This is a genomic window from Saccharopolyspora karakumensis, assembly GCF_004349225.1.
GTDB lineage: Bacteria > Actinomycetota > Actinomycetes > Mycobacteriales > Pseudonocardiaceae > Saccharopolyspora > Saccharopolyspora endophytica.
Genome location: NZ_SMLA01000005.1, coordinates 139,672 through 151,553, shown reverse-complemented (window position 1 = coordinate 151,553; position 11,882 = coordinate 139,672). Strand labels below are relative to the sequence as shown.

The 11,882-nt window shown below is 68.8% G+C and carries 13 protein-coding genes; 6 read left to right on the top strand and 7 right to left on the bottom strand.

The features are described from left to right. Positions 1 to 124 precede the first annotated feature (124 nt). Entirely contained in the window at positions 125 to 1,258 is a 1,134-nt protein-coding gene (locus E1202_RS05575) for a YihY/virulence factor BrkB family protein (protein ID WP_132681463.1), read from the top strand. Between the two features lie 27 nt (positions 1,259 to 1,285). Here E1202_RS05575 and E1202_RS05570 read toward each other — a convergent pair whose 3' ends face one another. Next, positions 1,286 to 1,534: a DUF3039 domain-containing protein gene (locus E1202_RS05570; protein ID WP_132672622.1), complete on the bottom strand. Its 249-nt coding sequence runs from the start codon at positions 1,532 to 1,534 to the stop codon at positions 1,286 to 1,288. A gap of 71 nt (positions 1,535 to 1,605) precedes the next feature. Continuing rightward, positions 1,606 to 1,953 (bottom strand): DUF3099 domain-containing protein, encoded by a 348-nt coding sequence (locus E1202_RS05565; RefSeq protein ID WP_132681462.1) that lies wholly within the window; start codon positions 1,951 to 1,953, stop codon positions 1,606 to 1,608. Positions 1,954 to 2,093: 140 nt separating this feature from the next. Here E1202_RS05565 and E1202_RS05560 point away from each other — a divergent pair, with 140 nt between their 5' ends. Then, complete coding sequence (locus tag E1202_RS05560; RefSeq protein WP_132681461.1) at positions 2,094 to 2,768, top strand: lysophospholipid acyltransferase family protein; 675 nt, start codon at positions 2,094 to 2,096, stop codon at positions 2,766 to 2,768. A gap of 82 nt (positions 2,769 to 2,850) precedes the next feature. Here the strand turns inward: E1202_RS05560 and E1202_RS05555 are convergent, their stop codons facing one another. The 3 genes from E1202_RS05555 to E1202_RS05545 are packed head-to-tail and all read right to left on the bottom strand — an operon-like array spanning position 2,851 to position 4,794. Then, positions 2,851 to 3,429 carry an HhH-GPD-type base excision DNA repair protein gene (locus E1202_RS05555; protein ID WP_132681460.1) on the bottom strand — a complete coding sequence of 193 codons (579 nt, stop codon included), beginning with the start codon at positions 3,427 to 3,429 and terminating at the stop codon, positions 2,851 to 2,853. A 43-nt stretch (positions 3,430 to 3,472) separates the two neighbouring features. After that, the gene (locus E1202_RS05550) at positions 3,473 to 4,189 is read right to left on the bottom strand and encodes a class I SAM-dependent methyltransferase (protein WP_132681459.1); all 717 of its coding nucleotides are present in this window, start codon (positions 4,187 to 4,189) and stop codon (positions 3,473 to 3,475) included. 47 nt (positions 4,190 to 4,236) lie between these two features. Beyond that, positions 4,237 to 4,794 carry an isochorismatase family protein gene (locus E1202_RS05545; protein WP_132681458.1) on the bottom strand — a complete coding sequence of 186 codons (558 nt, stop codon included), beginning with the start codon at positions 4,792 to 4,794 and terminating at the stop codon, positions 4,237 to 4,239. Positions 4,795 to 4,916: 122 nt separating this feature from the next. On the opposite strand from E1202_RS05545, the gene E1202_RS05540 reads away from it, so the two are divergent. The 3 genes from E1202_RS05540 to E1202_RS05530 all read left to right on the top strand — a co-directional run bounded on the left by E1202_RS05540 (position 4,917) and on the right by E1202_RS05530 (position 8,160). Further along, complete coding sequence (locus E1202_RS05540; RefSeq protein WP_132681457.1) at positions 4,917 to 6,431, top strand: N5-glutamine methyltransferase family protein; 1,515 nt, start codon at positions 4,917 to 4,919, stop codon at positions 6,429 to 6,431. Beyond that, the gene (gene dtd / locus E1202_RS05535) at positions 6,428 to 6,853 is read left to right on the top strand and encodes a D-aminoacyl-tRNA deacylase (protein ID WP_132681456.1); all 426 of its coding nucleotides are present in this window, start codon (positions 6,428 to 6,430) and stop codon (positions 6,851 to 6,853) included. The genes E1202_RS05540 and dtd overlap by 4 nt, the downstream gene beginning before the upstream one ends. A 335-nt stretch (positions 6,854 to 7,188) precedes the next feature. After that, a complete protein-coding gene (locus E1202_RS05530; protein ID WP_132681455.1) occupies positions 7,189 to 8,160 on the top strand; it encodes a sigma-70 family RNA polymerase sigma factor in 972 nt (323 codons plus the stop codon). 251 nt (positions 8,161 to 8,411) lie between these two features. Here E1202_RS05530 and E1202_RS05525 read toward each other — a convergent pair whose 3' ends face one another. Then, the gene (locus E1202_RS05525; RefSeq protein WP_132681454.1) at positions 8,412 to 9,125 is read right to left on the bottom strand and encodes a tyrosine-protein phosphatase; all 714 of its coding nucleotides are present in this window, start codon (positions 9,123 to 9,125) and stop codon (positions 8,412 to 8,414) included. Positions 9,126 to 9,301: 176 nt separating this feature from the next. On the opposite strand from E1202_RS05525, the gene E1202_RS05520 reads away from it, so the two are divergent. Beyond that, on the top strand, positions 9,302 to 10,957 hold the full coding sequence (locus tag E1202_RS05520; RefSeq protein WP_132681453.1) for a fumarate hydratase: 1,656 nt from the start codon (positions 9,302 to 9,304) through the stop codon (positions 10,955 to 10,957). A 407-nt stretch (positions 10,958 to 11,364) separates the two neighbouring features. Here the strand turns inward: E1202_RS05520 and E1202_RS05515 are convergent, their stop codons facing one another. Next, entirely contained in the window at positions 11,365 to 11,667 is a 303-nt protein-coding gene (locus E1202_RS05515; protein ID WP_235877737.1) for a hypothetical protein, read from the bottom strand. Positions 11,668 to 11,882: the final 215 nt, after the last annotated feature.

Sequence of the window (11,882 nt, the reverse complement as noted above, 5' to 3'; positions counted from 1 at the left end):
CGCCGTGCAGCTTACCTTCGCGCTCCGGTCGACACCGGTTCGGCCGATCGAGATGGTTCCGACACTCCGGTTTCAACACCTCGACGCCTAAGCGCCGGAGCTATGAAGCATCCTTATAGGCGACATGGGTTCGCCGAGTTCGCCAGACAGTCGGGGGCGCAGCGCGACCGCAGCGCGGGACGAGGTCCCGGTCCGCCGCGGTCCCCTGCGCTTGGTCACACGCACCCTGGACAAGGCGTGGTGGGACAACATCTTCTCGGAGTCCGCGGCCGCGGCGTTCTGGCAGACGATGTCGCTGCCGCCGCTGCTGCTGGGCCTGCTGGGCAGCTTGGGCTACCTCGGCGACTGGTTCGGACCCGCGATCGTCGAGGCGGTGCACGACAAGATCCTGGCGTTCTGCCGGACGGTGTTCACCGGCAGCGTCGTGGACCAGATCATCGGTCCGACGGTCGGCGACATCCTGACCAAGGGCCGCAGCGAGATCGCCTCGATGGGTTTCCTGCTGTCGCTGTGGGCGGGTTCCTCGGCGCTGGCGTCGCTGGTGGACTCGATCACCCAGGCCTACGACCAGTACCTGGTTCGCAACAGCGTCTGGCAGCGGATCGTGGCGCTGCTGCTCTACCTGGTGGGCCTGGTGCTGGCGATCATCGGGATGCCGGTGGTGGCGCTGGGACCGGAATGGTTGCCGACGGTGTTCCCGCACGCGCTGCAGGACGACGTCACCTGGCTCATCCACGCCGTCTACTACCCGGCGACCGCCGCCGGTCTGGTGATCGCGCTGGCCACCCTCTACAGCGTGGCGCTTCCGCGCAAGCTGCCCTGGCACCGCGGCGTGCCGGGCGCGCTGCTGGCGATGGTGCTGTTCCTGGTGGCCAGCTACGGGCTGCGGGTCTACATCACCTGGATCACCAGCACCGGTTACACCTACGGCGCGCTGGCCACCCCGATCGCGTTCCTGCTCTTCGCGTTCTTCATCGGTTTCGCGATCATCATGGGCGCGGAGTTCAACAACGCGATCCAGGAGATGTGGCCGGCGAAGATGACCCGCCGCGAGCGGCGGCGCTGGCGGCGGCTGGAGATGCGCCGACTGGCTCAGCGGATGCACACCGAGGACGGCTACCGCGCCTGGCGCGAGGACAACACGCCCGAACCGGAGCACGAGGCGGAGCCGGCGAAGTCCGACCCCGAGCCGCCGCACACCAACGGCAAGCCGGTGAACTTCAAGCGCGCAGGCCAACCCGAACCGCACGGCGGCTGACCCGCGGCGGTTCGGGAGGCACTCGACTTACTTGTCGGCCCCGGGAGGCAGCGACTCGAAGATCTCCTTGCAGTCCGGGCAGACGGGCGAACCGGGCTTCGCGGACTTAGTGACCGGGAAGACCTCGCCGCACAGCGCCACGACGTGGGTGCCCATGACCGCGCTCTCGGCGATCTTGTCCTTCTGCACGTAGTGGAATACCTCGGGACGATCATCGCTGGTCTGATCAGCTGTCTCGTTCCGGGTGTCGGTCTCCGGCAGCGTCATCGTGCTCATGGCACCAATGATGCCGCACGCCGCATGCGTCTGTCCGCAGCGGCTCTGGTATCCCCACCGCAGGGGCGGTGTCAGGTGCTCTCGATGACGCGATGGCCCGAGGACTCGATGCTGCGGTGCGAGCGGCGGAACCGGTTCACGTGCTCGGACTTGCGGACGGGCCGGTCGTTGGCGATCAGGACCGCCATCCACGGCAGGGGAATCGAAATGGCCAGGATGATCAGGGCCAACCACCACAGCTGCCACACCTGGAACACGACCACCGCACCGATCAGGCACGGAATCCGGCTTGCCATCATGATCGCGTACCTGCGGCGGCGAGTCGCCTGCTCATCGTCCATCGACGGCTGAGCCTCGGTGATCAGCACCGGGGTGTCGTCACGATGTGAAATGTTCACGACGCTACCTCCAATTCCCATGCTCCCACCCGCAGGTGCCCGCCGATACCCCCGGGGCCCGGCGATTACCCCCACTGGTTGACCGGCGCGACGCACGCGCGAAACCTCGCCGCGTTAGATTCGACGTGGGAGCGAGAGAACTTCGGCGCGGGAGTGACCACATGATGTACGCGGTGAGCAAACGGGTCGTGGGTGCGGTAGCCCGGTCCGTCTACCGACCCAAGATCATCGGTGCGGAGAAGGTGCCCACGACGGGCCCGGTGATCCTGGCTCCGAACCACCTCGCCGTGCTGGACAGCTTCATCGTCCCGCTGGTCCTGCCGCGTCCGGTGGCGTTCCTGGCCAAGGCCGAGTACTTCCAGGGAACGGGGATCAAGGGTGGTCTGAGCAAGTGGCTTTTCAGCTCGCTGGGCGCGATCCCGGTCGAGCGGGGTCGCGGCCGGGCCGCGATGGAGGCCATCGGCGCGGCCGAGGAGGTCCTGCGCAACGGCGGCGCCTTCGGCATCCACCCGGAGGGCACCCGCTCCCCCGACGGCCGTCTCTACCGAGGCCGCACCGGCGTCGCCAGGCTCACCCTGAACACCGGCGCCCCGGTCGTCCCGGTGGCGCTGACCGGCACCGACAAGCTCCAGCCCCGCGGCACCAAGATCCCGCGCCTCGCCAAGGTCACGGTCCGCTTCGGCGACCCGCTGGACTTCACCCGCTACTCGGGGATGGAGGCGTCGCTCCCGGTCCTGCGCTCCATCACCGACGAGATCATGTACGCCATCTCCGAGCTCTCGGACCAGGAGTACGTCGACAAGTACCAGAAGCCCGGAGCAGCAGCCGCCGCCTGACGTCGTTCGTTCCGGCCGGGCGGCGAGGGGCGGTTTCGATCCGAACCCGCCCGTCATGCCCGCCCGGTTCGGACCACAACCGCTACTTCGCAGCCTTCGCCGCGGCCTTCTGGGCCTTCTTGAAGGAGCGGACCTCCTGGAGGGTCTGCTCGTCGACGACGTCGGCGATGGAGCGCCGCGAGCCCTCGTCGCCGTAGGCGCCCGCCGCTTCTCGCCAGCCCTGCGGCTGGACTCCGCGCTGCTTGCCGAGCAGGGCGAGGAAGATCCGGGCCTTCTGCTCGCCATAGCCTGGCAGGGCCTTGAGCCGCTTGAGGACTTCCTTGCCGTCGGGATCGCCATCGGTCCACAGCGCCTCGGTCCGGCCGTCGTAGTGCTCGACGACGTGCTGCGCCAGGGCCTGGACGCGCTTGGCCATCGAACCGCCGTAGCGGTGGATCGCGGGCTTCTGCACGCAGAGCTCGACGAACTCCTCCGGATCGGCCTCGGCGATCTTGGCGACGTCGAACCCGCCCATCCTGTCCGCGATCTTCTTCGGACCGGCGAACGCCAGCTCCATCGCCACCTGCTGATCGAGAAGCATCCCGGTGAGCAGGGCGAACGAGTCCTCGGAGAGCAACCGGTCCGCCTCGGCGTCGCCGGTCAGGTGCAGTGCGTCGGACATGGCCGCATCATCTCACGACACCACGCCGGGAACGCGTTCGCGCTCAGTCCGCCCTGCGGGCGATGTAGACGCCCTCCAGGCCCGGGCGATCCGGCGCTTCGCGCACCTCGCGCAGCTCGAAACCCGCTTCGGCGAGGCTCGCGTCGATCTCGTCCCGGGTGCGGAAGCGCAGGGTGGACTCGGAGGTGAGCTCCTCGCCGTCGGCGAACCGGTAGGTGCTGCGGAACGAGATCAGCGGCGGGCTCACGTCGATGAGCTCGTCGTGCCGTTCGACGCGGCCGAGGTCCGGCAGGTCGACGCTGGTCGTGCCCGGCCACCGCTCCCAATCGCGGCGCTCCGGCTTCCTCGTCTCGAAAGCGAAGTACGTGCCCGGCCGGAGCGCGGCGCGAACGCTGAGCAGGACCCGCGACCACTCCTCGTCGGTGCGGAAGACCTGCGCGACGTTGCCGGCCATCACCGCGAGATCGGCCGCGATGGTCGGCAGGACGGTGGCGTCGCAGCGCACCCAGACGATCCGGGCGGAGCCGTCCTTGGACCTGGCGACCGCGAGCGACGCCTCGGCCGGGTCGGTTCCCACGACCGTCCGGCCGGTCTCCTCGAGCAGGATCGCCAGCGAGCCCGTCCCGCATCCGACGTCGAGAACCCGGCCGGCGCCCAGTTCGTCGGCGATCTCGACGTAGGCGGGCAGGTCGCTGCGATCGGATTCGAACGCGTCGTAGAGCGGCGCGAGCCGGGGATGGGCGAACATCGCGTCAGGCACCGATCGAATCTAGCGAGGCGTCCGCGCGGTGCCTACCGCCGTTTCGCTCAGGCGCGAGCGAAGTCGACCTCCGCCGTGCTGACCGCGCCCGCCGTGCGGCCGGGCGCTGACTGGTACTGCCAGTACAGGTTGGTGTGCGCGATGACCTCGTCCGGTGATGGAGCTCCGTAGCCGCTGAGGTCGCTGGTGGTGTGGGCGTCGGCGACCAGCGTCGCGTCGTAGCCGCGCACGAACGCGCCGTGCAGCGTGCACCGGACGCACTGATCGGTCTGCGCCCCGGCGACGATCAGCCGGCCGATACCGCGGTGGGCGAGCACCTTCTCCAGCTCGGTGTCCTCGAAGGCGTCTCCGTAGGACTTGTGCACCAGCGGCTCGGCGTCGTCGCGGTCCAGCTCGGGGACCAGTTCCCAGCCCTCGCTGTCGCGGACCAGCCCGTCGTCGTGGTGCTGGATCCACACCACGTCGACACCGGCCGAGCGCGCCCGGCCGACCAGTTCGCCGATGTTGGCCACGACCCGGTCCCGATCGTGCGCGTCGGCGACCACGCCCTTCTGCACGTCGATGACCAGCAACGCGGTGTTCGGCCTGTTGTCCAGAACGGTCATGGCGACTCCCCCATCAGCGATGCCTCGATGCTAGGTCGCACCACCGACGGTTTCCGGTCGCCGCGAACCGCCCGACCGAGTGAGCGGCGGCATTGGACAGCGGGCGTGTGAGGATTCAGGACGTGATTCCAGATCTGTCCGCTGACCGCATCGACCGACTTCGCGAGGCGTTCCGCGCCGCCTCCTACGACGCCGACGGCGTCCTCGACCTGCTCGGCCACTCCGCGCACGCCGCGCTCGGCCGCGGCGAACCGATGCCCGCGCTGCGCGCCACCGAGTGCGCCGGCCCGCTGGGCACCCTGATCCGCCTGTTCCTGCTGGGCCGACCCGAGACCCGCGCCGACGTGCAGGCCGCGTTGGGCTCGCTGACCATCGACGACGCGCTGGCGGCCGGCATCCTCGCCAACGACGGCGAGCTGCTGCGCGCCGGGCTGGACATCCGCCCCCACGGCGAGGGCGAGCACTCCTGGTGGGTCGTGTCGGACCTGGACTCCGACCTGCGCGGCGGCCGTCCGGTCGACCCCGACCACGTGCTGGGCGTCGGGCACGCCTCGCTGAGCCTGGTGCGCGCCACCACCCGGAGGCCGGTCGGCTCGGTGCTCGACCTGGGCACCGGCTGCGGCGTGCAGGCGCTGCACGCGAGCACGCACGCGAGCAGCATCACCGTCACCGACGTCTCGCAGCGGGCCCTGGCCCTGGCCGCGGCGACCTTCCGGCTCAACGACGTCGACGCGGAGCTCTGCGAGGGCGAGTGGTTCGACCCGGTCCGGGGCCGCCGGTTCGACCTGGTCGTGTGCAACCCGCCCTTCGTGGTCGGGCCGCCGCGCACCGACTTCACCTACCGCGACTCCGGCCTCGCCGGTGACGACGCGAGCGCGCTGGTGGTGCGCCAGCTGCCGTCGTTCCTCAACGAGGGCGGCACCGGGCAGCTGCTGGCGTCCTGGGTGCACCGCGAGGGCGAGGACTGGCAGGACCGCGTCGCGTCCTGGCTCCCGCCGGGTGCGGGGGTGGACGCCTGGTTCGTGCAGCGCGACGTCGCCGATCCCGACCTGTACGTCGGCACCTGGTTGCGCGACGCCGGCTACGACCTGCGTTCCGAGCAGGGCATGCGCAAGGCCGCCGAGTGGCTGGACTGGTTCGAGAGCAACGACGTGATCGGCATCGGCTTCGGCTTCGTCACGCTGCGCCGCACCGACGGTCCCGGTGAGGTCGTCTGCGAGGACCTGCGGCACGCGTTCGACGACCCGCTGGGCCCGGAGTCCGACGCCTGGCTGCGCCGGGTCGACTGGCTGCGTGAGCACGACTCGGACGACGACCTGCTGGCCGCTCGCCTGGTCACCGCCGACAGCACGGTGCTGGAGCAGGTCTCGGAGCCGGGCGAGGAGGGCTGGGCGCCGATCGTGCACCGCCTGCACCGCACCGACGGACCGGGCTGGCAGCACGAGATCGACGAACTCGGCGTCCGCTTGCTGGCGGGATTCCGCGGTGCGCTGCCGCTGGACGAACTGCTGGAGTTGCTCGCGATGGGTTACGGCGAAGATGTGGAGGAGTTGACCTCCGCTGCGATTCCGATGGTGCGCGAACTCGTGCGGCACGGAATGGTCGTTCCGGCCGAATGGCGAGGTGTTGATCAATGAGGGCAATCGCCACGCGCGTCACTCGCGCCTCGGTAACGGTCGACGGTGAAGTGGTCGGCAAGATCGATGAACCCGGACTGTTGGTCCTATTGGGTGTGACGCATTCCGACGGCCGCGAGGAAGTCGTAAAAATGGCCCGGAAACTGCACGAGATTCGAGCCCTCCGGGACGAGGAGTCGTGCGCCACGACCGGGGCTCCGCTGCTCGTCGTCAGCCAGTTCACCCTGTACGGATCGACCAAGAAGGGACGTCGCCCGTCGTGGACCGAAGCGGCCCGCCCCGAGCAGGCGGAGCCGCTGGTGGAAGAGGTCGTCGCGGAGCTTCGCGAGCGGGGCGCTCGGGTGTCCACGGGGGTGTTCGGAGCGATGATGGCCGTCGAAAGCGTGAACGACGGTCCATTCACACTTTTGGTTGAGGTCTAAATGTAACGAGAGCTCTCAGGAAATCCTCAGGCTTCGGGCGCAACGGATGTGACGGCCGCGACGTCTTCGAATCGAGAACATCGGGAACGAATTCGTCGCGCCCGTCGTTTTCCAGGTAACGATGCTTCGACGGCCATGCCGTCAGCGGTGACCGAACCCTGGAAGTTCTCGACCGGACATCCGGCAGAACCGACAGCCCGGCACCGACCCGACATCCGAAGAAGAACGTCGACGCGGAAGCCCCGGTAATACCGAGCGTACGCGTCTTCCGCACCGCGCACCGATGCGTCGGTGTGAATTGCGCCCCGCTAGCCAGCCCGTCAGGGAGGGAGCTCATGACCGTCCCGCAGACCACCAAGCCAGACGTCGCCGTCGCCGAAGAACTGGACACCCAGGGACCATCGGCTGACCTGGTGCGCGTCTACCTCAACGGCATCGGGCGCACCGCGCTGCTCACCGCGCAGGAAGAGGTCGACCTCGCCAAGCGGATCGAGGCCGGAGTTTTCGCCAAGCACTTGCTGGAGACCGGCAAGAACCTCTCCGCCGAGCGGCGTTCGGACCTCAATGCCGTCGTGCGGGATGGTCGGCGCGCGAAGAACCACCTGATGGAGGCCAACCTCCGTCTGGTCGTCAGCCTCGCCAAGCGCTACACCGGACGCGGCATGCCCCTGCTGGACCTCATCCAGGAGGGCAACCTGGGCCTGATCCGCGCGGTGGAGAAGTTCGACTACACCAAGGGCTTCAAGTTCTCGACCTACGCGACCTGGTGGATCCGCCAGGCCATCACCCGAGGCATGGCCGATCAGAGCCGCACCATCCGGCTGCCCGTCCACCTGGTCGAGCAGGTCAACAAGCTGGCCCGGATCAAGCGCGACCTGCACCAGAAGCTGGGCCGCGAGGCCACCGACGACGAGCTCTCGGAAGAGGCCGGCATCCCGGTCGAGAAGATCCTCGACCTGATGGACCACTCGCGTGACCCGGTGAGCCTGGACATGCCGGTGGGCGCCGAGGAGGACGCGCCGCTCGGTGACTTCATCGAGGACGCCGAGTCCGCCGACGCCGAGAACGCGGTGATCTCGGGCTTCCTGCACGACGACCTGCGCAGGGTGCTGTCCACGCTGGAGGAGCGCGAGCAGGCGGTCATCCGGATGCGCTACGGGCTCGAAGACGGCCAGCCGCGCACCCTGGACCAGATCGGCAAGGCGTTCGGGCTGTCCCGCGAGCGGGTCCGCCAGATCGAGCGCGAGGTCATGTCCAAGCTCCGCCAGGGAGACCGCGCCGACCGGCTCCGCGCCTACGCCAGCTGAACCAGGCGGAGCGCCCCTCCCCACCCGAGGGGCGCTCCGCCTTCTCCTGTGACCTCCGTGACGGTTGAGGCGATCGGCACGAGGTCGTGCCCGGTTCGGGCCGACCCGGCGTCACTTTGCACCCGATCGGCTCGTTGACCGGACGCGGAGAAAACGCGAAGATCTTCTTCCCGTTGCTTTCAGCGGTGGGGTCCTCCACCGCTTGCTGGAGGAGGGCGGGCTCGTCGAACAGGCGGGTCCGGCCTCCTCACCTACTTCTGCAGGAACTTCTCCTGCCAGCGATCCAGCTCGTCGTCGGTGACCCCGTGGGTGCTCAGCCAGCCCGCGGCCCCCTGGTGGTCGTCGAAGACCTCCAGCACGCGCTCGATGGCCTGCGTCGGGGTCGCCAAGAGCTCGGCGACCATCTCCTCGTCCACGCCCGGCGGCAGCTCCGGTGCCTCGTTGAGCCGCTGCAGCACGCGGAACATGTTCTTGTCAGTGCGCACGTAGTCGGCGATGACCGCGTCCGGCCGCACCCCCGCCGCGCCCAGCAGCATCGCCGAGACCACCCCGGTCCGGTCCTTGCCCGCCGCGCAGTGGACCAGCGCCGGGCCGTCAGCCTCCAGGACCTGCCGGAACACCTCGACGAGCTTCTTCGGCGCGCCCTGCAGCATCCCCTCGTAGAGCAGGGTCAGCTCGTGCGCGGACCCGTCGGCCTCCGGCTTGTCCAGCCCTTCCAGCACCCGAACCCGGTGGACCTGGGCGACGGGGGCCAGCGGGTGCTCGTCCTGCGTCTCGACCGCTTCGCGCAGGTCCACCACCACGCGCGGTGGCCACACCGACGCCCCGGCCGGGTCCCGATCACCGGGGTGCGGGGCGTCGCTGCGGTAGACCACGCCGGACCTGGTCAGCACACCGTCGCCGGTGGGCTGACCGCCGAGGTCGCGGAGGTTGACCAGTTCATCGAGCGCATCCGACGTCGCCATGAAGCCTCCGATGTGAGGGGAGCCGTCCCATCCCGAGAATGTCAATCCGAGCAGGTTTCGACAAGGGCACACCATCAGGTCTCCGTCACACATAGCCCACCCGTGTGGACGGCGTGATCCGCTGCGCGGTTACATGAGTGCACGCGTAACCCGAACGCGCGCAAAGGAGCCGCGACGTGACCACCACGAATTTCGACTTCACCGAGGTGCTCCCCCTCGGCCCCGACGACACCGAGTACCGCCTGGTGACCGATGAAGGCATCAAGGTCGTCGAAGCCGCGGGGCGCCGCTTCCTGGAGATCGAACCCGCCACGCTGACCTCGCTGGCCGCCGAGGCGATCAAGGACATCCAGCACCTGCTGCGTCCGTCGCACCTCGCCCAGCTGAAGTCGATCGTGGAAGACCCCGAGGCCAGCGCGAACGACCGCTTCGTGGCCACGGACCTGCTGCGCAACGCCTGCGTGTCGGCCGGCGGGGTGCTGCCGATGTGCCAGGACACCGGTACCGCGATCGTCATCGGCAAGCGGACCGAGTCGGTGCTCACCGGCGGCCAGGACGAGGAGTCGCTGGCTCGCGGCATCTTCAACGCCTACCAGGACCTCAACCTGCGCTACTCGCAGATGGCGCCGCTGAACTTCTGGGAAGAGCGCAACACCGGCAGCAACCTGCCGGCCCAGATCGAGCTGTTCAACAAGCCGGGCACCGACCCGTTCTACGAGCTGCTGTTCATGGCCAAGGGCGGCGGCAGCGCCAACAAGACCTTCCTCTACCAGGAGACCAAGGCGCTGCTGAACCCGACGCGCCTGGGCCGCTTCCTGGAGGAGAAGCTGCGCTCGCTGGGCACCGCCGCGTGCCCGCCGTACCACCTGGCGATCGTCGTCGGCGGCATGTCGGCCGAGTACAACCTCAAGGTCGCCAAGCTCGCCTCCGCGCGCTACCTCGACGAGCTGCCGCGCGAGGGCTCGGGCTCCGGGCACGCGCTGCGCGACGTCGAGATGGAGCAGCAGGTCCTGGAGATGACCCGCCAGTTCGGCATCGGCGCGCAGTTCGGCGGCAAGTACTTCTGCCACGACGTGCGCGTGATCCGGCTGCCCCGGCACGGCGCGTCGCTGCCGGTCGGCGTGGCCGTGTCCTGCTCGGCGGACCGGCAGGCCAAGGCCAAGATCACCCCTGAGGGCGTGTTCCTGGAGCAGTTGGAGCGCGACCCGGCCAAGTACCTGCCGGAGGTCTCCGACGAGCATCTCTCCGACGAGGTCGTCAAGATCGACCTGAACCGGCCGATGGCCGAGATCCGCTCCGAGCTGTCCAAGCTGCCGGTCAAGACCCGCGTCTCGCTGACCGGTCCGCTGGTCGTGGCGCGCGACATCGCGCACTCCAAGATCGCCGAGCGGCTCGACGCGGGCGAGCCGATGCCCGACTACATGCGCGACCACCCGGTCTACTACGCCGGTCCGGCCAAGACCCCAGACGGCTACGCCTCGGGTTCCTTCGGCCCGACGACCGCCGGCCGGATGGACTCCTACGTCGAGCAGTTCCAGGCCGCCGGTGGCTCGATGGTCATGCTGGCCAAGGGCAATCGGTCCAAGAAGGTGGCCGAGTCCTGCCAGAACCACGGCGGTTTCTACCTCGGTTCGATCGGTGGCCCGGCCGCGCGGCTGGCGCAGGACTGCATCCGCAAGGTCGAGGTGCTGGAGTACCCCGAGCTGGGCATGGAAGCGGTCTGGCGCATCGAGGTCGAGGACTTCCCCGCCTTCATCGTCGTCGACGACAAGGGCAACGACTTCTTCGCCAACTCGACGCAGCCCACCCTGCAGATCTCCTTCGGCCGCTGAGAACCTCCTCCCGAACTCGTCGTGCGTGACGGTGCGGGTGTCGGAACCTGACACGCCGTCTGGACTCCGGGCGCCACTCCTGATGTGCGCCAGTACACGGCGTCGGCGTCCTCGCCAGACGGCGTGTCAGAACCCGCTGCGGTGCGAACAGCTCAGGCGGCCTTCACGGCTGCGCCGATCGCACACGATTCAGGAGCGCTCTCCGCGGTTTTCGCGATCGGCGACCGGTCTTGGGCTCACCCGCGCGTGGTGCGCGGGTGAGCCCAAGCGGCCGCGGTCATCCCGCTGCAAAAGCCCGCATCGAGAACAGGACTGCCGAACCAGGTCCACCGTGGAGCCCCACCTCCGGCGGCGAGCCGGGTTCTGCGCGCGCGACGGCGGCAGGTTTCCGCCGCGCTACAGCCTGATCAGCGCGGAACCTTCACATCTTTCTGCTCCAGGACCACTTTTCGCCCTTCCAGCGGCGCATCCAGGCTCACCGCCACCGGCGGGTACCTCAGGTCCATCGTGCAGATGCCCGGCGGCTCCGGAGTCTCCTCCACCAGGATGATCTTCACGTGGTCCGCGGTCTGCTCCGCCAGTTCGGCGTGCACCTTGCTGCAGCCGCCCTCCTGACCGGAAGCGACTACTGCGGTACCGTTGTCCTGGGTCCAGACCTTCTTCGGATATCCTCTTGGCAGCAGCGAAAGGTCGATGGCCTCTGCGGCCACCGGCGTCCGTTCCGGTTCAGGTTTCGGCTGAACCGGTCCGGGAGGCACCGGCGGTTGACCACCGAACCCCACGTCGTTGGTCGGCTGTTGGGCGCAGGCTGCCAGAACGATAAGCAGACTCCCCGCGCCCACTGCAGTGTGTAGGCGTCTCATACCTCTAAGACGGACGCTCGGGAGTCAGCGGTTGCGTCCCGGCCGAGGTGGATCAGTCCACA